This window comes from Kitasatospora sp. NPDC040550, from assembly GCF_055594965.1.
This window is the reverse complement of record NZ_JBVIWC010000004.1, coordinates 234,666-255,560: the sequence shown is the minus strand read 5'-3', so window position 1 is coordinate 255,560 and position 20,895 is coordinate 234,666. Positions and strand designations below refer to the sequence as shown.

Genomic DNA, 20,895 nt, shown 5'->3' with positions numbered 1-20,895 from the left:
GCTCGGGCCCGCCCGGGTCAGAGCGCGCAGCTGTCGGCCGTGCAGGCGCCGGTGACGGGAGTGGGAGGTGTGCTCCGGGCTGCGACGTCTTCGAGGACCTTGCGGAAGGTGGCGGTGGACTGCGCACCACGAACGGCGAGCCGGCCGTCGAACACGAAGGTCGGCACGGCCCGGATGCCGATCTGGTCCGCGTAGCGCATCTCGGCCTTGACCTCTTCGGTGCCGGTGTCGCCGGCGAGGTCGGCCCTCACCTGGTCGGGGTCCATGCCCGCCTGCTGGGCGAGCGTGACGAGGGTGTCCAGGTCGGCCACGTTGCCGCCCTCGGCGAGGGAGGCGCGCATGAGCGCGTGCTTGACCGCGTGCTGGACGCTCACGTCGTCCTCGCGTTCGGCGATCCACACAAGGCGGTGTGCGGACAGGGTGTTGACCGCGAGTGCCCGCTCCAGGTCGAGGTGGAGCCCTTCCTCGGTGGCCACGTCGGCGGTCCGTGCGTGGTCGTCGCGGAAGGCGGCGCCGCCGCGGGCCGAGTAGTAGTCGAGGAGCGGCTGCGGCTCGTACGGCATGGCCGGGTTGAGCTGGTAGGGGCGGTAGGACACTTCGACATCGGCCTTGCCCGGGAACTCGGCCAGTGCGCGTTCGAACCGGACCTGCCCGATGTAGCACCACGGGCAGGAGATGTCGCTGAATATCTCGACCTTCATGTGGGTGTCCTCCTCGGCTTTCGGTGGGTCGGGGGGTCGGGGGGTCGGGGGGAGAGGCCGTGGCGTCGGACGAGGCCGTCCAACGCCCGTGGGACGGTCCCCGATCAGCCCGTACCCGGTGGCGAGTTCGTCGAGGACGGAATGGCCGACGGCGCCGGCGGCTCGCCGCTCGGGGTCTGCAGACGGCCCCAGCGCCGCCTGGGTGTCCGCCGTCCGGTCGGGCCCGCAGGCTCGGCGGTCAGGGCTGCGCGGGGGCTTCGGTGGTGCTGGTGACCGCGCCCGCGGTGAGGGTGCGGTGTACCGGGCAGTGCTCGGCGATCTCCATCAGCCGTCTGCGCTGGTCGGCGTCGAGGTCGCCGTCGAGCCGGATCTCCCGGCTGATCCGGGAGACCAACGCGTTGCCGTCGCCTTTCTGGCACGCGGTGCAGTCGGCGGCGTGGACGCGCTCGTGGCGCAGGGAGACCGTGACCGACTCCAGCGGCCAGCCCTTGCGGTCGGCGTACATGCGCACCGTCATGGAGGTGCAGCTTCCGAGGGCGGCAAGCAGAAGGTCGTAGGGGCCGGGGCCGGTGTCCTGGCCGTCGGGCGCGGGCTCGTCGGCGGCCAGGACGTGCCGGCCGGCTCTCACCTGCTGGCCGTAGGGCCTGATTCCGTTCTCAGTCACGATGACGAGGCCGGGCTCCGGCTCTCCGGGGACGGCCGACAGGGTGGTGACCTGCGGCATGGTGGTGGGTCCGGGCATGTCCGTCTCTCCGGAAGGTTCGTGTGGTCGGGGTCTCGTGTGGTCGGGGTTCTCGTCCGGCCGGTGTCACGCCGTGGCGGACGTGGTCATGCGGGTGCGGGCGTAGCGGCCGGCCCAGGCGGCGAGGACGGCGGCGGCGTACTCGGCATCCGCGCGCTCGTTGAGCAGGTGGTCGGCGCCGGGCAGGGTGACGTAGGACTTGGGGTGGCGGGCGGTTTGGAAGATCTGTCGGGCGTTGTCGACATCGACGGCCTTGTCCGTCGGGGAGTGCATGACGAGCAGGGCCGCGTTCAGGGTGCGGATGCGCATCGCCTGGGGCTGGGCGAGGAGGTCGTCGATGAACTGCCGGCGGATCCGGAAGATCCGGCCCGCGAGATCGACGTCCGCCTCGCCGTGCCGGGTGATCTCCGCGCGGTGGGGCGCGAACTGGTCTGCGACGTGGCCGGGTTCGGCCGGAGCGCCGATCGTGGCGACCGCCCGCACCTCCGGGATGCAGTGGGTGGCGGCGATCACGGCGGCGCCGCCGAGCGAGTGCCCGATGAGCAGGGACGGGGCCGTGTGGTGGTCGCGCAGGTGGTCGGCCGCACGGACGACATCGGCGACGTCGGAGCTGAACGTGGTGCCGGCGAAGTCGCCGACGGAGTGGCCGAGGCCGGTGAAGTCGAAGCGCAGGACGGCGATGCCGTGTGCGGTGAGGGCTTTCGAGATGCGGGAGGCGGCGTGGCTGTCCTTGCTGCAGGTGAAGCAGTGCGCGAACACCGCGTATGACGCGGGTGTCCGCTCAGGCAGTTCGAGGGTCGCCGCCAGCGGCGTGCCCTGGGAGCCCGGGAACGTGAGGCTGCTGGACCTGGTCACCGCTGTCCTCCTTCGTCGTGGGTTTCGGCCCTGGGTGCCGGGTCGTCCCGTGCAACGGGGCGGGCCGACAACGCGGGGTGGGCTCAGGCGGCGTGGGCCGGGGAGGTGGCCTCGGCCAGGACGACGAGTTCGGCCAGCAGGGCGCGTAGCAGGCTCTCGGTGAGGTCGTCGCCGGTGAAGGTGCCGTCGGCGTCGAAGCGGTGGTGGGACTGGAAGAGGGTGACCTCCGGGTGGGCGACCACCGGGGTCTGGGTGCGGTGGAGGATCTGGCGCAGGACGAGCTGGCCGCGGGCGGTGCCGAACTGGGAGGGGGAGGCCCCGAGGATGGCGGTGGGCTTGCCGCGCAGGGCGTGTCGGCCGGCGGGGCGCGAGAGCCAGTCGAGGGCGTTCATCAGGACGCCGGGGATGGCGGAGTTGTACTCGGGGGTGGCGATGATGACGCCGTCGGCCTCCCGTACCCGGCGGCGCAGTTCGGTGACACCGGCCGGCTCGGGCCCGTCCTCGAGGTCCTGGTCGAAGAACGGCAGGTTGCCGAGCCCGTCGTAGAGGTCGATGGTGACGCCGACGGGAGCGAGGGCCTGGACGGCGCGCAGCAGGCCGGTGTTGTGGGAGGTGCGGCGCAGGCTGCCGGAGATGGCGAGGAAGGTCAGGTCGGACATCGCTGGAGCGCTCTCTCGGGAGGGGCGGAGGGTGGGGCCGGAGCCGGACCCGCACCGGGAGCGGTGCGGGTCCGGCCCGCGGCCTGCGACGGCGCGGCCCCGGGGGGCGAGCGGCGCGTGCTGTGGGCGGCTGCGTCAGATCGGGTAGACGGGCTGGTGCGCGCGCACGGTGATCCAGCGGGTCTCGGTGAAGGCCTCGATGTTGGCTTCGCCGCCGAATCGGGCGCCGGTGCCGGACCAGCCGACGCCGCCGAAGGGGATGAGGGCGTCGTCGTTGATGGTCTGGTCGTTGATGTGCACCAGGCCGCTCGGGATGCGCTCGGCCAGGTCCAGGCCGGCCATGACGTCGCGGGTGAGGATGGCGAGGGAGAGGCCGTACCGGTCGTCGGCGGCGAGCTGCGCGGCCTCGTCCACGGTGGTGAAGGTGCGTACGGGCACGACGGGGCCGAAGACCTCCTCGGCGTAGGCCGGGGCGTCGTCGGGGACGTCGACCAGGACGGTGGGGCGGTAGAAGAGGTTGTCGTAGCTGCCGCCGGCCAGCACGCGGGCGCCCGCTTCGATGCTGGCGGTGACCTGGGAGTGGATGAGGTCGCGCTGGTGGGCGTTGATGAGGGGGCCGAGGTCGACGTCGGAGACGGCGGGGTCGCCGACGGTGAGCTGCTCGGCCTTCGCCGCGAGGCGCGCGGTGAACTCCTCGGCGATGTCGGCGTGGACCAGGATGCGTCCGGTGGCCATGCAGACCTGGCCCTGGTTGAAGAAGGAACCCCAGGCGACCGTGGCCACGGCGCGCTCCAGGTCCGCGTCCGGGAGCACGATCATCGCGTTGTTGCCGCCGAGTTCGAGGTGGGCGCGCTTGACGCCGCGGGCGGCGGCTTCGCCGACCTTGCGGCCGGCGCCGGTGGAGCCGGTGAAGGAGATGACGCGCACGTGCGGGTCGTCGACCAGCGCGGCGCCGGCTTCGGCGGCGCCGGGGACCATGGTCAGGGCGCCCTGCGGGAGGCCGGCCTCCTCGAAGATCCGCATGATGGTGACGCCGCCGGACACGGCGGTGCGCGGGTCGGGCTTGAGGACGACGGTGTTGCCGAGCGCGAGCGCGGGGGCGACGGAGCGGATCGCCAGGATGAGGGGCACGTTGAACGGGGAGATGACACCGACGACGCCGGCGGGCATCCGGCGGGTCATGCTCAGACGCGGCTCGGTGGAGGGCATCACCTGCCCGATGGGATGCGAGCACAGCACGGCCGCCTCGTAGCACTCCTGCTCGGCCTGGTCGGTCTCGAAGACGGCCCTGGCGCGGGTGCTGCCGCTCTCGCGGATCAGCCAGTCCTGGATCTCAGGTGCGGTGGCGGCGAACAGCTGGGCCGCGCGGCGCAGGATGGCGGCGCGCTCGGTGTGCGGGGTGTCGGCCCAGGCCGGCTGGACCTCGGCGGCACGGGCGGCGGCACGGGTGATGTCGCTCGCGTCGCCGGAGCCGATGTGTTCCAGAGTCTCGCCGGTCGACGGGTTGATGACGGCGCTCTTGCCGCCGGCGGCGTCGTGCCAGCCGTCGATGTTGATCTTTCCGGACCACAGGACGGGGTCGAACAGGTTCACGGCTTCCTCAAAAGTCTCTTGGCCCGCCGAAGGACGGAGCAGGTGGTGCCTCACGTGGCTGGGGTGGCCCGCCCGGCAGCCGGGGCCGGGCGGGCCGATTCCACGCGGCAGGCCCGAACACGGGGGATGTGGTCCTACCGCGCGGAGTCATCGGGTCAGCGGGTGGCGCGGTACGCCTGCTTGATCACGTCGGTGACCGCGGCGGGGTGGCCGACCATGACGGCGTGGGAGCTGCGGACCTCGGTGATGTGGGCGTTCGCGCGCTTGGCCATGAAGCGCTCCAGGCTCGGCGCGATGGCGTGGTCGTTGGTGGCGACGATGGCCCAGGACGGGATGGTCTTCCATGCGGCGTGCTCGGCCGGCTGGCCGAAGGCCTCGGCGGCGACGGGCCGCTGGGAGGCGGCCATCCAGGAGGCGGTCCTCGCGGGTACGTCGGCGGCGAAGGCCTCGGCGAACCTGGCCGGGTCGAGCAGGACCTCGGTGCCGGTGGTCCCGTCGGGCCGGGTGAACTGGAAGGCCTGCTGCGGCAGCGGCGGCACGCTCGCGTCGGGGTGCTGCTCCAGCAGCCCGCCGAGCGTCTCGCCCCGGTCGGGGGCGAAGGCGGCGACGTAGACGAGCGCCTTGACGTCGGGGATGTCAGCGGCCGCGTTGGTGATGACGGCGCCGCCGTAGGAGTGGCCGACGAGGATCTTCGGGCCCTTGACGCCCTTGAGCAGCCCCTGGAGGTAGGCGGTGTCGTAGTCCAGGCCGCGCAGCGGGTTGGCGATCGCCTGGACCGGGAAGCCCTGGTGGCGCAGCTGGGTGGCGGTGTCGTTCCAGCCCGAGGCGTCGGCGAAGGCGCCGTGGACCAGCACCACGGTGGGCTTGGGCGCGGTGGCGGCCTGGTCCTCGGCCGAAGCGGGCGAGGGCGCCAGGGAGGCCAGGGAGGCGGCGACCGCCGCTGCGGCCGTACCGACGATCGTGGCGGCGCGACCGGTGTGCTTCTCGGAGCTCATGGGATTCCTTGCGTGTTTCGTGCGGCGTGTGCCGCGAGTGGATCGCCGGGCGCACGGGTTCGGCTCCCGGCGGGGTGGTGGTCAACGGCCTCGGACCGCCACCCGAGTGGTGCGCCGTCCGGCGGGGACAACCATGCACCACAAGTTTCGTTACAGTCAATTGCTGAAACTAAATCGCTTCCGGGTCGGCCCGGAGCTGGCTAGGGTGGACGCAGACAAGGAGGGAGACGCTGTGAGCAGCAAGGACCAGGCATCCGCCGACCGCACGCGCCGACCCCGGCCCCGGGCCGGAAAGGGTGCGACCGCGCCGGAGCAGGAGCGCGCACCGCACCCCGGCGGCAGGCCGCGGGACCCGGCGATCGAGGAGGCGATCCTCCAGGCCACCCGCGCCCGCCTCGCCGTCGACGGCTACACGCGGATGACGATCGGCGACGTCGTCGCCGACGCCGGCGTCACGCGCCCCACCCTGTACCGGCGCTGGCCGAACAAGTACGAACTGGTCGTGGACGCCCTCCACTACGGCCTGCAGAAGCAGCGCGAGGCGTACCCGCCCATGGACCTGGACGGGATGACGCCGCTCGAAGCGTTCACCGAGTCCGTCCGGCGCCTCGACCCCCGGTACCACAACGAGCGGGCGATGGCCCTGCACGGCAACTTCATGGGCGAGGCCGAGCACGAACCGGCCCTGTTCGAGCAGATGCGCGAGCACGGCAACAAGCCGCGGTGCGCGGAACTGCTGCGGACCCTGCGCCACCTGCAGGACGTCGGCGCGGTACGGGAGGACGCCGACCTCGACACGGTGGTCACCCTCTGCTTCGGCAGCTATTTCGGCGACTACCTGCAGACCGGCCGGGGTGCGCCCGCCGACCATGCCGACCGCGTCGTCGGCGTCCTGTGGCCGACGCTCCGGACCGCTGGGCACGAGTAGCGTCGGCCGGTCGAATCCCACCCGGGAAACGGGGGTGTCGAGCCGGGGCCACCCCCGACGGCAGCCGGTCGGAGCGCCCTGAGGTGCCGGATGCGGAGGCCGCACGACGGGTCCGCGGTGAAGGCGCACCGCGGGATCCGCCGTCAGCCGTCCTCGGCGGCGGCGATGATCAGCCCGGCGACCTCCGCCGGGGCGCCGAGCATCACGGCGTGACCCACCGGGATCTCCACGACGGCGGCGCCGGTTCGCGTCGCCATCTCCCGCTGCCCCTCGACCGGGATCATCTTGTCGTCGGTGGCGATGGCGAAGTAGCACGGGAGGACCTTCCAGGCCGGTGGGCCGGCCGTCTCGGTGAGGGCGGCCAACGCCACGGGCCGCTGGGCGGCGGCCAGTGCGCGGGCGGTCGGCAGGTCGACGTCGGGGGCGACCGTGAAGCCGAACTGGGCCGGGTCGATGAACAGTTCGATGTTGGGCGGCCCGTCGAGAGCGGGCAGACGGCCCGGCGGAGTCGGCAGCGGCAGCGGCTGGCTGATCTTCGCGGCCGGTCCGCCGTACCTGGCGTCCAGGACCGCGCAGCTCTCGCCCTCGTCGGGGGCGAAGGCGGCGACGAACACCAGGGCGATGACGTTCCGGACTCCGGTTGCCGCCTCGGAGATCACCGCGCCACCGTAGGAGTGGCCGACCAGGACCACCGGGCCCGGCACGCTGGTCAGCAGACAGCGCAGATAGCCGGCGTCGTGGCGAAGTCCGCGCAGTGGATTGGCGATGGCCACGACCGGATAGCCGCGGCGCTGCAGGATCCGGGTGACCGCCTCCCAACTGGAGGCGTCGACGAACGCGCCGTGGACCAGCACGACCGCGGGCTTGCTCATGGCCTTGCCTTTCTGGGGGGATGGTCGACAGGTGGGGACCGTGCCGGGCGCGCAGCCGCCCGCCGAGGGCGCCGACCACCGGGACGTCGATGAGCCGTGGTTCACGGAGATGGTCATCGGCGAGTTCCCCGGGCACCGCGGGAGGCCACGTGACCGTCGGTCACCGACCGTCCGAGGCGCCGCACGGAACTCACCCGACCACGCATCACGAACGCCGTGCCGCAGCCGTGATCACACTGTCCCCGTGCCACTGAACGGCGACTGAAAGCCCGCCGAACGAGGGGCCGGCGGGGCAGGAGCGGCACTCTTTCGCCAGGTCAACGGCGCATCCACTACGCTTGCCCGGTTTCGTTACACATCTGTCAAATTTCGGAGGGTCGGTGGGTCAGATCGAGGCACAGGGGTGCTCGCCCGGCATGGTTCGGTTGAGTCTTCTCAGCGGTGTGGAAGCGCACCGGGGTGAGCAGCACCTTCACCTGGGCCCACCCCAGCGAAAGGCGGTGCTCTGCGCGCTGGTCTTCCGGCGCCGCCAGTGGGTCTCGGCCCAGAGCCTCCTCGACGCCCTGTACGAGCAGTCCGCTCCCGCCAGCGGCGTCGGCGTGATCCAGACTCATGTGGCGGGGCTGCGCCGAGCGCTGGAGCCGGAGCGGAAGCCCCGAACACCACCTGCCGTCCTGCTCTCCGGCCACGGCGGCTACCAGCTCCGAATAGCGGACGAACAGACCGACCTCGGCGAGTTCGACCGCCTGGTCACCGACGCGGAGCAGGCATGGAGCAGGTCCGACGGGCCGCAGGCCGAACTGCTGTACGCCCGCGCCCTGCGGCTGTACAGCGGCGAGCCCCTGGCCGGCGTGCCGGGGCCCTACGCCGAGATGTGGCGAACCGCTCTGGCCGAACGCCACCTGGCCGTGCTGGAGGACAGCCTGGACGTCACGGTCACCCTGGGCCGGTCCGATTCCGTCATCGACCAGCTGCGGGTCCTGACCACCCAGCATCCGCTGCGCGAACGCCTGCACGCACTGCTGATGCGCGCCATGCACCTGCGAGGCCACCAGTCCGAGGCACTGGACGTGTACGCCCGGGCGCGACGGGCACTGGTCGACGAACTCGGGGTGGAGCCCGGCCACGAGCTGCGCACCGTGCACAGCCGGATCCTCTCCGGCCGGCCCCCGACGTCGGAGCGGGCGACCATGCCCGCCACCATGCCCGTTCGGCCGACCGACGTGCGGAGCGGGCCCGTTCGGGCCTCCCGCGAGGAGTCCCTGGTGGTCGACCGGGAGAACGAGCTGGGCACGCTGGTCGCGATGGCCGACCGGGCCGCCGCCGGCGAAGGCGGTCTGGTGACCCTCTCCGGGATCTCCGGGTTCGGCAAGTCCCGGTTCCTCGACGAGACCGCACGTCGGATACCGGGCGCGTACCGGGTGAACCTGCTCCCCCAGGCCTCCGGTGGAGCGCCGCTCGGCCTGGTCGGCGGAATCCTCGACGGCCTCGGGCGACGACTCGATGAGGCCGTGGCGGCCTCGTCGACGGAGTTCGGGACGGACCGCGCGAGCCGGACGGACCACGAGCTGGCGGAGACGGCGTACCGCGCCCTGGCCGACCGGGCCGCGGGCCGGACGCTGGTGCTGCTCATCGACAACATCGCCTTCGTCGACGAGCGCTCGTTGCGGGTCATGGCGATCCTGGCCCAGCGTCTGCGCACGTCACCAGTCCTGATGGTGCTCGCCCTGGACGAGCGCTCCTGGGATCCGGTGGCAGCCCAGTGGCATGCCGCCCTGGAGAGGTCCGCCTCCGTGACGCTGCGCCTCGGCAAGTTCAGTGAGGCCGCGGTCGCCGAGCTCGTCGCGGGGCAGACGGGCCGCACCTGTTCCGACGACCTCGCACGGGAGATCCACGAGGCCACCGGAGGCGTTCCGGCGCTCGTGGCCGCTCTGGTCACCGATCTGTCGGCCCTGAGCGGCCCGTTGGCGGTCCCGACGTACCTTCCGGACGGCAGTTACTCGCGGGGGCTGTCGCAGCTGCTGGGCCTCTTCCCGGAGGAGGTGACGAGGACACTCCTCGCCATCGCCGCGTTGCAGGACTTCCGGCCGACGGCGGAGGCGCTCGCCGCCGCGTCCAAGGCGCCGGTGCCGGCCGTCCGGGACATGTGCGAACTCCTGACGACGGCCGGCATGCTGGCCACGGCCGCTCCGCCGCGGTTCCGCCACAGGCTGATGGCCAACACCCTGCGGTGGTTCTCCACCCCCGACGAGGCCTCGGCCTTCCGGGTCGCCGCCGCACGGCAGACACGGGTTTCCGGGTCCGGCGCCCGGCAGACGGCGCGGTACCTCCAGGACCTCACCGGAGCGCAGTGGTCCGAGTGGACCGTGGTCCTGATGGACGCGGCGAACGACTGCCTGCGGCAGAACCTGGTGCAGGAGGCCCTGCACCACCTGCGGGCCGCACTGCGGATCGCGGCTCCCGACGAGCGCGACGGCGTCCTCGTCCAACTGGGACAGTTGGAGCTGTGGGTGAACCCGGCCGCGTCACTGGTCCACCTCGACGAGGCACTCAAGGCCCAACGGATGGCGAAGACCGCGCCCTCCGCGCTGATCCCGCTGGCCTGGACCATGGCCTCGCACCACCAGGCCAAGGCCGCCCTCGCCCTCATGGACGATGTCATCGCCGAGACCGAGCGCCACGATCCGGCCGCGGCGAGGGCCGTCCGGGCGTCCTCCTGGATGGTCGGAGCGCTCACCCATGAGGCCTGGGCGGTGTTCGTGGACCGGCTGCGCGCCGACCGGGCGTCCGGGCACCGAGCCGACGACCTGATCTCGGCCGCAGCCCTCACCTGGGACGACGCCTTCAACGTCCGGTGCAGCGCACAAGAGGCAATGGCGCGCTTCCCGTCGGAACACAACGACGACCAGAGTTGGGAGAAGCTGCCCCGGGAGGTGGTCGGTGTCCTGACCCATCTCGCGATCTGGGCCGGAGACCTCCATCTCGCCGCGCAGCTGTCCGACCAGAGCGAGGACCGGTACTTCGGCACCCTGGACATCTACCGCCGCATCGTGCGCTCGGAGGTACTCATGCGCCGGGGCGACTACCGGCAGGCGCTGGCCGAATGCGCCCCTGTCGCCGACCTACCGCTCGACCAGGTGCCGCGACGACCCGCCGCACTGGTCGCGCAGTACGCCCGCGCGCTTCTCGGCCTGGGCCGACTGGACGAGGCCGAACAGTGGTTGGACAGCCTGACGGATCACGCCAATCCCCAGACCTGGGAGTGGACGGTGGTGAAGTACGTACGCGCCATGGTCTGCGCAGCCCGTGGAGAAGCGCGCCAGGCCGCGGCCCACTATCTCGACTGCGGCCGTCGCAACGCCGCCTGGGGTCTCAACAATCCCGCCTACATGGCCTGGCGCAGTTCCGCCGCGATGGAACTGCTCAAGATCGGCGAGCACGAGCGCGCCAGGGAACTGGCCACGGCCGAACTCGCCATCGCGCAGCGCTGGAACACGCCGATGACGATCGGACGGGCCTGGCGGGCGGTCGCCCTGACGTCCGGCGAGGGCATCGAGCTGCCCCTGCTGGAGCAGGCCGTGAGCCACCTGCGCCGCAGCGAGATGCTGGTCGAACTGATCATGGGCCTGAGAGACCTCGGCGGGGCCTGTGCCAGGGCGGGCGATCACCGGCGTGCCCGCGAGCTCCTGCTGGAAGCCCGGGAGCTGGCCGCTACCCGGGGTCTGGCCCTGTTCACGACGCGGATCGACGCCCAACTGGGCCTGCTCCCGGACCCCGACGGGACCACGACCGGCTGCTGAGACGGCGTTGGGCCGTCGTTGAGAGCGGGTTCAGTCCGCGGACACAGGCTGAGATCGTGAATCCCGTAGCAGAGTCAGCACCGTGCCCGCTCGTTCCAGGAGCACCGGCGACCAACCCTCCGCAGCGTCCGTCCGCCCGCACCACGTCCGGGCGGACGGACGCCGGACCCGGCGAGCCGCGCGACCTGGCCGCGATCCCCGACCCGCGAACGGTCACCCACCGCGATGCCCGCGAACTCTCCCGCTCTCTGCTGCTCCGACTGGCGGCACTGCGCCAGGGCACGCCGGCCCACTCCCAGGTGCGCGAGACGCTGATCGAGCTCAACCTCCCACTCGTCAGGTACGCCGCCCGCCGGTTCGGCGCCCGCGTCGACATGCAGGACGACATCGTGCAGGTCGGAACGATCGGCCTGATCAATGCCATCGACCGCTACGACGTCGAACGCGGCGTCGAGTTCGCCGGCTTCGCGATGCCCACCATCATCGGAGAGATCAAACACTTCTTCCGCGACGCGACCTGGGCCGTTCATGTTCCCCGCCGGCTCCAGGACCTTCGCCCCGCCCTGGCCGACGCCCGTGCCCGCCTGGAGCAGCGACTCGACCGCGCGCCCACGGTGGCCGAACTCGCCGAACACCTCGCACTCAGCCGGGAACAGGTCGTCGAAGCGATCAGCGCCGGCCACGCCTACACCGCGACCTCGTTGGACGCGCCACCGGAAGGCATCGCCGCCCACCGCGCAATCGACCGCTTCCTCGGATTCGAGGACGGCCGCCTGGCCAGGGTGGACGACCTCCGGTCGCTCCAGCCGCTGATCGCCGGCCTCCCCGAGCGGGAGCGGCTGATCCTCCACCTCCGGTTCACGGAGGAACTGGCCCAGACGGCCATCGCCCAACGCCTCGGCATCTCCCAGATGCACGTCTCCCGGCTGCTCTCGCACACCTTGGCCGCCTTGCGTACCGGTCTGACCGGAGAGCGGGCAAGCCACCGCTCCTGACGGCGGGATCACGACGGCTTCGGTCGCCGCGGGCCGGGGGCCGCCGCCGCCCGTCCCCGGTCCAGCCGGGGCGTCTACTCGGTCCCCGGCCCGGCATCGTAGGAGATGCGGCCGGCCGGTAGGTAGAACAGTGCGATCAGCGCGCCGCCGCGCGCCTCGGGGTAGTGCTTGCTGGCGGGTGCCGGGGCGGTCCAGCCCGCCCCCTGCCAGCCGTACGGCCCGAGGAGTTCGGCGTCCGCGTCGATCGGGACGACCATGTTGATCTCGCCGTACGGATGCCGGTGGAACTGGCCCCGGTAGACCGGAACGCTGTTCATGTACACCGTGGTGATGCTGAAGTACTCGGTCCGCTCCGAGGCCGGCTCGATCAGGCTGCGGCGGTAGTTCGGGCCGTCGATCTCGATGTTCGCGGCCCACCCCTCCTCCAACCCCTGCTTGACCAGCCTCGCCAGGTCCGCGTGCAGCTCGGAGTCGGGACCGTAGGTGCTGTTGAGCCAGGTCTCCAGCTCCTTGCCGGAGGTGCGGTTCCTGACCTCCCGCAGGAACGGGATGCTGCGCTCGATGAGTGCCTGCCTGCTGTCCATCGTGGTCAACCTCTCTGTGGCCGGGGAATTGCGCCCGCGGCAAAACCCTCAGGTTAGTTACACCGAACCGGTGTAACTAAACCTCAAGATTCCTCCACCGTCGCAGAGTTGGCCCCCGGCCGGCCGCCGCGGCGTCGGCCGGCGACACAGGGGCTGCACAGGGAGCGCGAGTTGCGTTACAGTCATTACTTGTAACGGTTGGCCGCAGTAGCCCGGGCCTGCCGCTGACGACTTCTGCACTGAGAGGACAGCCATGGCTGGCGACTACGAACACGGCCGAGTGGGACTGCTGCTCGTCGACCTCGTCAACGAGAACTTCTCGAAGGACGGCAAGGCCTATTCGATCTACGCGCCGGAATACGAGCGACTGGGCACGATCGACAACTTGAAGAAGCTCATCGCCGGCGTACGGCGACACCAGGGCATTCCCGTCTTCTACTCGACGACCGCCTTCACGGACGAGGACTACTCGACCTGGAGGCACGTCTCCGGGATCCACCGGCAGATGTTCGACAACCGGCTGTTCGCGGCCGACACCTGGAACACCGAGTTCCACGAGGAGTTGGCTCCTCAGCCGGGCGACGTGGTCCTCGCGCCGCACAAGAGCCTCGATGTCTTCCACCACACCGACCTGGAATTCCAACTGCGACAGCGCGGTGTCGAATACCTGGCGATCGCCGGGGTCTCCGGGATCATGGCCGTCGAATCGACGGCCCGCACCGCCATGGAGCGCGGCTACCACGTCACCGCGTTCACCGACGCGACAGCCGCTCCCGGCGGCCTGGTCACCTATCAGGCGATGATGCGGGGCCTGACCATGGTCTCCCACAACGTGGTCAGCGTGGACGACTTCCTGGCCTCGCTCGACGAGCCGTCGGCGTAACGCATTCACCACCGATCCGGCGGGGAGGACAACTGGGACATGCGGCGAACACGAGTAGGACTGACGGGCACTCACGATCGGTTCCTGGCCTCCGATCCCGGACTGCTCCGGGTGCTGTCCGCCCTCAGCACCGTCTGCGCGGTGCTGCTGACACTCGGCGTCCTCGCGGTGCTGGATGCCTCCGTGCCGATCCTGGTGACGGGTGCCCTCACGGCGATGGTCAGCGCGGCCGCGGTCACCGAACCCCGGCCGCGCGACCAAGCGCTGACCCTGGCGACGGGAGTACCGGTCTCCCTGACGATCATCACGGTCGGCAGCGCGCTGGCCCCGTACCGGACCGTGGCGGACGTGGCGTTCGTGCTGCTGATCTTCGCCGCCCTCCACATCCGGTGGCTGGGCCCGCGCGCGACCACGCTGGGAGTCTTCGCCTTCCAGCTCTTCTTCGTGACCCAGTTCGTCGGGACCCGCCTGGAGCAGGTGCCGCAGCTGTCCCTGGCCGTCCTGGTGGCCTTCGGCAGCTCGGCGCTGGTCCGGTTCGCCGTCCTGCGCTCGCCGCCGGAGCGGACGCTGGCACGGCTGCAGCGCGCCTTCGACCTCCGCCTGGCCCTGGTCCTCGACGCGCTGATCGGCGTGGCCGAGGCCGGATCGCAGGCGCGCGCCCAGCGGACCGCCGACGACCTACGCCGGCGGGCCGCCCGCCTGCACACAGGCGCACTGATGATCCAGAACCTGCTGGGAACCGGCACCATCGACGAGCGCACCGCCACCGCGATCCGGCGCCACGTGGCCGAAGCGGAGACGGCCGTGGAACGGCTGGCCGTCCTCCTCCTGCGGGTCCTCCGGCCCGGCGCCGACGTCGACACCCTGACCCAGCACCTGACGAACGCCCACCCCGCCGCTTCCCCCGTCGACGCCCGCGACACGGCGACGCTGCCCGTACTGGCCTCGGAGCTGCGTGCGCTGCGCGCTGCGATCGGTTCGGGCCCACCGGGGCCGGACGGCCCCGACCCCACCGAGGTCCGCGACCGGCTGCTCGGCTACCGCAAAGACGAGCACCTGCCCGACGCCTCCCCCGCGATGCGGGACGTCTTCCGCTCCGCCGGGGACCTCACGCGCGTTCTGTTCCGCCCTCGCCCGGCCGTCGCCGGGGAAGCCCGGGCGGCCCAGGACACCCCAGCGGCACCACGGACGCCCGAGAAGCGCCCGAAGGACTCCGCCCCCGCGAGGGACGCCGGACCGAAGCAGCGGAGCCCCCGCCTCCGCCCCACCACCAGGACCGCGCTCCAGGTCGCGACCGGTTCGGCGCTGGCCATCGTCGGCGGTGAGCTGCTGTCACCGCAGCGCTGGTACTGGGCGGTCTTCACCTGCTGGGTGGTGTTCATCGGCACCACCTCCACCGGCGAGATCCTGGTCAGGGGATACCGGCGCCTGATCGGCACGGTGACGGGTGTCGGCGCCGGACTCGCCCTCGCCGCCCTGACGGGCGACGCCTCCTGGCCGGCCTTCGCCCTGGCCGTCCTCAGCGTGTTCGGGATGTACTACACGATCACGGTGTCCTACACACTGATGTCCTTCTTCGTCACCACGATGCTCGGCATGCTCTACGCACTGCTCCACACCCTCACCCCGGGCCTGCTGGTGGTACGGATCGAGGAGACCGCGCTGGGGATCGCGTGCGGACTGACCGCTGCCCTGCTCGTACTGCCGGTGCGCACCCGGGAACGCACGGACCAGTTGCTGCGCGACGTGCTGGAGCAGCTGCACGCGGCACTCTCCCAAACGCTGGCCCGGTTGGGCGGCGACCCCTGCGCGGACCCGCTCGGTGCGGCCCGAACGCTGGACTCGGCCCTGGACAGCCTGCGCCTGTCGGTACAACCACTGATCACGCCGTTCAGCCCATTGCGATCCCGGCGGCGCGCCGCCCTCTCCGTGCTCGGGCTGCTGGAAACCGCGGCCTTCCACACCCGCAGCCTGGCCGCCACCGCCGGACCGGTCCCGGCACGCCCCCACATCGGCCCCGATCCGCGCCTCGCGGACGAGGTCCGCAGGATCGACCGAAACCTCGCGGTCCTGATCAACCAGGTGACCTTCCGCGAGGAGGGCGACCCCACGCTCGCACACGCTCCCGGGTTTCCCACCCAGCTCGGAGCGGCCGAGCCCGGGGCCCCTGCCGGGGACGTCAACGCGACGCGACAGGTCCTGCGGCACCTGCGACGCGTCGACGAGAGCATCGAGAACCTGGCCCGAACGCTGCACCTGCCCGCGGAGCCGAACCGCTGTCCCTCCCCGCCGGGGACCTGTCCGCACCACGGCCGAGGCGCGGCCGTCCGGAGCGCGTCGGACGGTTCGTGCAAGCCCTGGTCCGGAAGGCCGGCCGGGCCCGGCCGAAGGCTCTGACCGGCCTCCGGCGGGACGCGGCGTGATCGATCAGGGCATGGGCATCAGCACGGTGTCGACGATGTACACGGTGGCGTTGGCAGTCTGGACGTTGCCGCACAGAACCTTGGCGTTCTCGTTGACGGTGAAGTCCTGGCCCGAACCGGTGACGGTCAGGTCACTGGTTTCCAGGGTCTTGTGGGCACCGGTGAGGGCGGTGGGAGCCAGGCGGCGCGGGACGACGTGGTAGGTCAGGATCTTGGTGAGCTTGTCCTTGTCGGCGAGAACGGCGTCCAGGGTGGCCTTCGGGATCTTGTTGAAGGCATCGTTGGTGGGCGCGAACACGGTGATGTTCTGCGCGGAGTTGAGCGTGTCGACCAGGCCGGCCTGCTTGACCGCGGTCACCAGGGTCGACAGCAGCGGGTTGTTGGAGGCCGCCGTGGCGACCGGGTCCTTGGCCATGCCCGCGAAGGACCCCGCGCCGTCCTTGGGTACAGCCGCACAGGCGGTGCCGAACGGCTGGTCAGTCGTCGACGCGCCGGAGGCGGTGCTGCCGGACGAGCCGGACACGCCCGACGGGCCGGAGGGCGCGGCGGCAGGGGCGGAGGTCTTCGCCGCGGCCGAGGACCCGGAGCCGCTGCTACTGCAGGCGCCCAGGCTGACGGCGAGCGCGGTGGCGGCGAGCAGCGCGGCGACGGTGTTGCGGCGGCGGAGGGTGGTGGACATGAGCTGATCTCCTCGTGAGGTGGTGACGAGCCGCCCGTTCGGCGGGCGACGGTAATGGGACGCCCGTCGGTCGGGCAGCGCCGGACGGTGCCCGGCGGGTTGGATGGAGTTCTCAGGTGACCGTCACGACGGTGCTGTGCCAGCCGGTGGCGCCGGACGGGAAGGGGGCGGCCCGCTCCTCGGTCTGGACGGCGCCGGTGGCGTCGGTCGCGCGGACCTCGATCCGGTGGGTGCCGGGCACGGCTCCGGTCCAGGTGTGGGTCCACTGCCGCCACAGGTCCGGTCCGGCGTCGGAGGCGAGCACGGCCGGCTGCCAGGGGCCGCCGTCGACGCGGACTTCGACGGCGGCGATCCCCCGGTGCGTCGCCCAGGCGGTTCCGGCCACCGTGATCTCGCCGGCGGGGACGCGGGCGAACGGCGCCGGGACCTCGATCCGCGAGGCGGTGCGGACCGCGCCGGTGCGGTCCCAGCCCCGGCGCACCCAGTACGGGTCGAACGTGGCGAAGGTGGTGACGTCCAGGTCCACGAGCCATTTGGTGGCGGAGGTGTAGCCGTAGAAGCCGGGGACGACGCTGCGGCAGGGGAAGCCGTGGGCGACCGGCAGGGCTTCACCGTTCATCGCGACCGCCAGCAGGGCGGTACGGCCGTCGAGGACCGACTCCAGCGGTGTGCCGATGGTCATGCCGTCCTGGGAGCGTCCGACCAGCTGGTCGGCTCCTGGGCGCACGCCGGCCCGGCGGAGCAGGGCCGGGAGGGAGGCGCCGAGCCAGCGGGTGGTGCCGGCGTAGGGGCCGCCCACTTCGTTGGAGACGCAGGTGAGCGTGTGGTCCAGTTCCTCCAGCGGCTCGCGCAGGAGATCGTCGAAGGTGAGCAGGAGCGGGTGGTCGACGAGGCCGCGGATGCGCAGGGCCCACCGTCGGGGATCGATGCGGGGAAGGGTGAGCGCGGTGTCGACCCGGTAGAAGTCCCCGGTCGGGGTGACGAACGGGGACAGGCCCGCCACCCTCGCGGCGACCGCCGCGGGCAGTGGCGGCAGCGGCCGGGCCGCCCGGGGGATGCGGACGGCATCGCGGGCGGCGCCGATGTCGTAGCGGCGGTCCGAGAGGATCCGGCCGCTGACACCGGCGAGCACACCGAAGGCGAGGGCACCGCCGGTAGTGGCCAGGACGGCCCGGCGGCTGGTGCCTCGGGGCTCCGCGGTGTCCTCTTCGACGGCCACATCCGCAGTTGCCGCCTCGGCCGCTGCCCCGGCCGTCGTGGTGGCTGCACGCAGCATGCGGGCGAGCCGGAGAAGGACCGCCGCACCGAAGGCTCCCGCAACCAGGGCGGGCGCGGCATCCGCAGCGCCTGCTCCGGGCCGGGACAGGGCGGCCCAGGCGCCCAGCACACCGAAGGCAGGGAAGACGCCCGCGCCCAGTAGCGGCCGGCGGGCGGCCGCCAGGCCCGCGAGGGCTGCGAGCAGAGCCATCGTCAGGTAGATGCCTCCCAGCAGCACCCCTTTGTCGTCGGTGCCGAACGTGCGAACGGCGTACTCCTTGAGCGGAGTGGGCGTCAAGTCGATCGCCGCCGAGCCGACCGCGATGACCGGCGCGGTGTCCGGTCCGGTGAAGCCGGCGGCCACCTCGCTGCCGCCGACTGCGACCGCCGCGGCGGCCCACCCGGCGGCAGCGGCCGCTCCGGCCCGCAGAATCCGTTCCAGGAGGGGGCCGGAGTACGGCGGCGGCGGGGTTGCGTTGTTGCTCACACCCCGCATTCGGGGCACCCCCGGCTGCGGATGGGTGGGACTTCCGCCAAGGGCCCGGCAGCGGGAGCCGGGCCGGGCAGGGATGCCGGTCGGGCGATCAACTCCCCTGGCTGACTGTTCTTTTCGAGCCGGCCGGAGGCTGGGTTCGTCACGGCCGCGCACGCTGGAACCGGGTCGCGCGATATTCGGGCCCGGCGGTCGATTCAGCACGTGGTCCGGTAGGCCTCCGCCAGGGATGCCGCCATCGCGTCGATGCCGAACCGCTCGCGGACCGTCCCTGCCCCGGCGGCCGCCATCGCGGCCAGCTCGGATCCGGGGGTGAGGACGAGGGAGCGCAGGCCATCGGCGAGCGTCCCTACCGATTCGGTGACCAGCAGCCGTCCGTTGACACCGTCACGCAGGTAGTGGGAGGCACCGCCCCGGCGAGGGGCGGCGACCGGGAGACCGGCTTCCATGGCCTCCAGCACCGCCAGCCCGAACTCCTCCTTGGCGCTGGGACACACGTAGAGCGCGGATCCCGGGTGCCCTTGCGCCAGCGCCCTTTCCAGGAGGCGGACGTCCCGGTTGGGCAGAGCGGGCCACAGGGCTGCCCGCCTTCGTGCGAGCGGGTCCGTGGCCAGGAGTTCGGTGACCCTGGTGCGGACCGCCGCTTCGCTGCCGGTCGGGTCCGTGGGCGACCCACCGACCAGCAGCAGGGTCGTACGGTGGTGCAGGCCGGCAAGCAGCCAGGCCTGCACGAGTTCTTCCTGCTGTTTGACGGGGTGGAGCCGTCCCACACACAGCAGCAATGGGAGCCGATCGTCGGTAGCGTCCAGGCCGTCGGCGTTCCCACCACCGCCGAAGAGACGTGCCAGCATCCTGTGGCCGGTCGCAGCGTCGTCAGGGGCGGGGCGAAACGGTGCGATGCCCTCGGGCTGAAGGTGGACCGACCTTTTCTCCAACTGAGGGAAGTGTTCGAGGAGTTCGTGCGTCCCGTGCCGTCCCGGCATGGCGACCAGCAGGTCCGCGCGGGCGACGAGGCGGTCGGCGACGAAGATCCGGTGCATGTCCAGGCGCAGCGCGCGGCTCTCGTCGCCGGTCTGCTCCGGGGGCAGGCCGGCGTGCCGTTCTTCCATCGTCCGGTGTGGATCGGGGGTGACCGTGAACGCGAGCTTGGCACCGAACCGACGCGTGGCCTGTGCGACCGCGAGTGAAGCGTCGTCGGCGAACCTGACATGCGTGATGTCCGGTCGGGCCCCGGGGAGTTCGAAGATGCGGGCCGTCCACCATGCCATGGCGGGCTGATGTGTGGCTGCGTTCTGCGGGTCGAGTGGTTCTGGTGAGTCCACGGGCAGTCGCACCAGCAGGTGTTCCGCGCTCAATCGTCCTACCAGTTCGGCGCGTTGCGTGTCCGCGGGCCGGGCTGCGGTCAGGGTGAGGACCCGTGCGACGTGTGCGCGGGTCGTCAGGGCTTCGCCCAGTGCGGTCAGGAGCACGCTCATGCCGCCGCTGAGTCCGGCGCCGGGTTCCTCCAGGCGGCCCAGCAGCATCGACTGCGTGACCACCGGATATCCCTCGCACGGCTCGGTCAGCAAGTCGAACGCCGTCCTGAACCGTTGTCCCGCCGACGCCCCGGGGTCGACCCGCTCGTAGCACGCGGAGAGGAGCAGCTGCTCGTAGCCGTCCAGTGCCGTGTCCGGACTCGGCAGCACCAGATCTCCGCCCGGCACTCCCGACAGGTAGCGCCAGAGCGCATGCCTCTGGGGCCGTCCGGCGGGCAGCAGTTCGCCGGCTTCCCCGGCCGAGAGGGGCCGGAGGCTGTTGGCGTCCGCCACGTCCAGGAGGAAAGCGGCTTCGGCAGGGCCGGGGGTCGCGAGCAGCCGTCGGCGGATCTCAGCGGTCGCGCTCAGTCCGCCGTCGGGACCGGAGCTGCGTTCCCATGCCTCGGCGAGAGCGATCCGTTCCCACGGTTCCAGGTCGGAGGATGCGCCTGCGGCGGCCAGCACCCAGGTCGGCATGGCGCGTTCGCGCCGGGCCAGCTGCCGGAGCCGCGCCGCGCGGCGGTCCGGGCGCGGCAGGAGCGAATCCGGATGGGCCCAGGCACCGCCGTACTCGGCCCGGGCCAGGCGTCCGAGCAGATCACCACCGGTGACGGCGCCCACGTCCTGGGTCCAGTGGAATCTCCGCCATGCGGCAAGAGCACCGGCGCCTGCGGCCCGTGGCGGTGCCGCGGCCGGAGTAGGCGTGACGTGGTGTGTCATCGGTCTTCCTCCCATGCCATCGAACGGTCACGGGCACGTTCGGAGACGGGTGACGAAGTGGATTGGATACGACGGGTCCACTGCCGGCACGGCCCCACCCGCACGGCACGGGCGTGGTCGCGGACGCCCGCGGTCGCCTGTGGCTTCCTCGGGACACCTGGCATCATCGAAGGCCTCACGCGAACCGACCGCCCCCGACGGA

At 71.9% G+C, this 20,895-nt stretch carries 16 protein-coding genes; 5 read left to right on the top strand and 11 right to left on the bottom strand.

Annotated features, from left to right (window positions below):
• Nucleotides 1–17: 17 nt before the first annotated feature.
• The 6 genes from ACZ58X_RS08905 to ACZ58X_RS08880 all read right to left on the bottom strand — a co-directional run bounded on the left by ACZ58X_RS08905 (nucleotide 18) and on the right by ACZ58X_RS08880 (nucleotide 5,545).
• Entirely contained in the window at nucleotides 18–701 is a 684-nt protein-coding gene (locus ACZ58X_RS08905; protein ID WP_470332961.1) for a DsbA family oxidoreductase, read from the bottom strand.
• A 238-nt stretch (nucleotides 702–939) separates the two neighbouring features.
• Nucleotides 940–1,443, bottom strand: coding sequence for an OsmC family protein (locus ACZ58X_RS08900; RefSeq protein ID WP_470332960.1), 504 nt, complete (start codon nucleotides 1,441–1,443; stop codon nucleotides 940–942).
• 66 nt (nucleotides 1,444–1,509) lie between these two features.
• On the bottom strand, nucleotides 1,510–2,298 hold the full coding sequence (locus ACZ58X_RS08895) for an alpha/beta hydrolase family protein (RefSeq protein ID WP_470332959.1): 789 nt from the start codon (nucleotides 2,296–2,298) through the stop codon (nucleotides 1,510–1,512).
• 83 nt (nucleotides 2,299–2,381) lie between these two features.
• Nucleotides 2,382–2,957: an NADPH-dependent FMN reductase gene (locus ACZ58X_RS08890; protein WP_470332958.1), complete on the bottom strand. Its 576-nt coding sequence runs from the start codon at nucleotides 2,955–2,957 to the stop codon at nucleotides 2,382–2,384.
• Between the two features lie 135 nt (nucleotides 2,958–3,092).
• The gene (locus ACZ58X_RS08885) at nucleotides 3,093–4,550 is read right to left on the bottom strand and encodes a benzaldehyde dehydrogenase (RefSeq protein WP_470332957.1); all 1,458 of its coding nucleotides are present in this window, start codon (nucleotides 4,548–4,550) and stop codon (nucleotides 3,093–3,095) included.
• Nucleotides 4,551–4,705: 155 nt separating this feature from the next.
• Nucleotides 4,706–5,545: an alpha/beta fold hydrolase gene (locus ACZ58X_RS08880; RefSeq protein ID WP_470332956.1), complete on the bottom strand. Its 840-nt coding sequence runs from the start codon at nucleotides 5,543–5,545 to the stop codon at nucleotides 4,706–4,708.
• Nucleotides 5,546–5,777: 232 nt separating this feature from the next.
• Here ACZ58X_RS08880 and ACZ58X_RS08875 point away from each other — a divergent pair, with 232 nt between their 5' ends.
• A complete protein-coding gene (locus ACZ58X_RS08875; RefSeq protein ID WP_470332955.1) occupies nucleotides 5,778–6,473 on the top strand; it encodes a TetR/AcrR family transcriptional regulator in 696 nt (231 codons plus the stop codon).
• Nucleotides 6,474–6,616: 143 nt separating this feature from the next.
• On the opposite strand, the gene ACZ58X_RS08870 is transcribed toward ACZ58X_RS08875, so the two are convergent.
• The gene (locus ACZ58X_RS08870) at nucleotides 6,617–7,345 is read right to left on the bottom strand and encodes an alpha/beta fold hydrolase (protein ID WP_470332954.1); all 729 of its coding nucleotides are present in this window, start codon (nucleotides 7,343–7,345) and stop codon (nucleotides 6,617–6,619) included.
• A gap of 443 nt (nucleotides 7,346–7,788) precedes the next feature.
• Here ACZ58X_RS08870 and ACZ58X_RS08865 point away from each other — a divergent pair, with 443 nt between their 5' ends.
• Both ACZ58X_RS08865 and ACZ58X_RS08860 read left to right on the top strand, forming a co-directional pair.
• The gene (locus ACZ58X_RS08865) at nucleotides 7,789–11,145 is read left to right on the top strand and encodes a BTAD domain-containing putative transcriptional regulator (RefSeq protein WP_470332953.1); all 3,357 of its coding nucleotides are present in this window, start codon (nucleotides 7,789–7,791) and stop codon (nucleotides 11,143–11,145) included.
• A 56-nt stretch (nucleotides 11,146–11,201) separates the two neighbouring features.
• Nucleotides 11,202–12,140, top strand: coding sequence for a SigB/SigF/SigG family RNA polymerase sigma factor (locus ACZ58X_RS08860; protein WP_470332952.1), 939 nt, complete (start codon nucleotides 11,202–11,204; stop codon nucleotides 12,138–12,140).
• 74 nt (nucleotides 12,141–12,214) lie between these two features.
• On the opposite strand, the gene ACZ58X_RS08855 is transcribed toward ACZ58X_RS08860, so the two are convergent.
• Nucleotides 12,215–12,724, bottom strand: coding sequence for a 4-hydroxylaminobenzoate lyase (locus ACZ58X_RS08855; protein ID WP_470332951.1), 510 nt, complete (start codon nucleotides 12,722–12,724; stop codon nucleotides 12,215–12,217).
• Between the two features lie 253 nt (nucleotides 12,725–12,977).
• Between ACZ58X_RS08855 and ACZ58X_RS08850 the strand changes: the two genes are divergently transcribed.
• Both ACZ58X_RS08850 and ACZ58X_RS08845 read left to right on the top strand, forming a co-directional pair.
• Nucleotides 12,978–13,607: a cysteine hydrolase family protein gene (locus ACZ58X_RS08850; RefSeq protein ID WP_470332950.1), complete on the top strand. Its 630-nt coding sequence runs from the start codon at nucleotides 12,978–12,980 to the stop codon at nucleotides 13,605–13,607.
• A gap of 39 nt (nucleotides 13,608–13,646) precedes the next feature.
• Nucleotides 13,647–16,004: an FUSC family protein gene (locus ACZ58X_RS08845; protein ID WP_470332949.1), complete on the top strand. Its 2,358-nt coding sequence runs from the start codon at nucleotides 13,647–13,649 to the stop codon at nucleotides 16,002–16,004.
• 30 nt (nucleotides 16,005–16,034) lie between these two features.
• On the opposite strand, the gene ACZ58X_RS08840 is transcribed toward ACZ58X_RS08845, so the two are convergent.
• From ACZ58X_RS08840 to ACZ58X_RS08830, 3 genes are all read right to left on the bottom strand, one after another.
• On the bottom strand, nucleotides 16,035–16,709 hold the full coding sequence (locus tag ACZ58X_RS08840) for a fasciclin domain-containing protein (RefSeq protein ID WP_470332948.1): 675 nt from the start codon (nucleotides 16,707–16,709) through the stop codon (nucleotides 16,035–16,037).
• Between the two features lie 112 nt (nucleotides 16,710–16,821).
• Nucleotides 16,822–18,462: a molybdopterin-dependent oxidoreductase gene (locus ACZ58X_RS08835; protein ID WP_470332947.1), complete on the bottom strand. Its 1,641-nt coding sequence runs from the start codon at nucleotides 18,460–18,462 to the stop codon at nucleotides 16,822–16,824.
• Between the two features lie 194 nt (nucleotides 18,463–18,656).
• Complete coding sequence (locus ACZ58X_RS08830; RefSeq protein WP_470332946.1) at nucleotides 18,657–20,594, bottom strand: glycosyltransferase family 4 protein; 1,938 nt, start codon at nucleotides 20,592–20,594, stop codon at nucleotides 18,657–18,659.
• Nucleotides 20,595–20,895 lie beyond the last annotated feature (301 nt).

What these genes read in the sequence shown, in the direction of transcription:
- ACZ58X_RS08905 (WP_470332961.1), bottom strand. Translation starts at nt 701, where the DNA reads ATGAAGGTCGAGATATTCAGCGACATCTCCTGCCCGTGGTGCTACATC.
- ACZ58X_RS08900 (WP_470332960.1), bottom strand. Translation starts at nt 1,443, where the DNA reads ATGCCCGGACCCACCACCATGCCGCAGGTCACCACCCTGTCGGCCGTC.
- ACZ58X_RS08890 (WP_470332958.1), bottom strand. Translation starts at nt 2,957, where the DNA reads ATGTCCGACCTGACCTTCCTCGCCATCTCCGGCAGCCTGCGCCGCACC.
- ACZ58X_RS08880 (WP_470332956.1), bottom strand. Translation starts at nt 5,545, where the DNA reads ATGAGCTCCGAGAAGCACACCGGTCGCGCCGCCACGATCGTCGGTACG.
- ACZ58X_RS08870 (WP_470332954.1), bottom strand. Translation starts at nt 7,345, where the DNA reads ATGAGCAAGCCCGCGGTCGTGCTGGTCCACGGCGCGTTCGTCGACGCC.
- ACZ58X_RS08855 (WP_470332951.1), bottom strand. Translation starts at nt 12,724, where the DNA reads ATGGACAGCAGGCAGGCACTCATCGAGCGCAGCATCCCGTTCCTGCGG.
- ACZ58X_RS08850 (WP_470332950.1), top strand. Translation starts at nt 12,978, where the DNA reads ATGGCTGGCGACTACGAACACGGCCGAGTGGGACTGCTGCTCGTCGAC.
- ACZ58X_RS08845 (WP_470332949.1), top strand. Translation starts at nt 13,647, where the DNA reads ATGCGGCGAACACGAGTAGGACTGACGGGCACTCACGATCGGTTCCTG.
- ACZ58X_RS08840 (WP_470332948.1), bottom strand. Translation starts at nt 16,709, where the DNA reads ATGTCCACCACCCTCCGCCGCCGCAACACCGTCGCCGCGCTGCTCGCC.
- ACZ58X_RS08835 (WP_470332947.1), bottom strand. Translation starts at nt 18,462, where the DNA reads ATGCGGGGTGTGAGCAACAACGCAACCCCGCCGCCGCCGTACTCCGGC.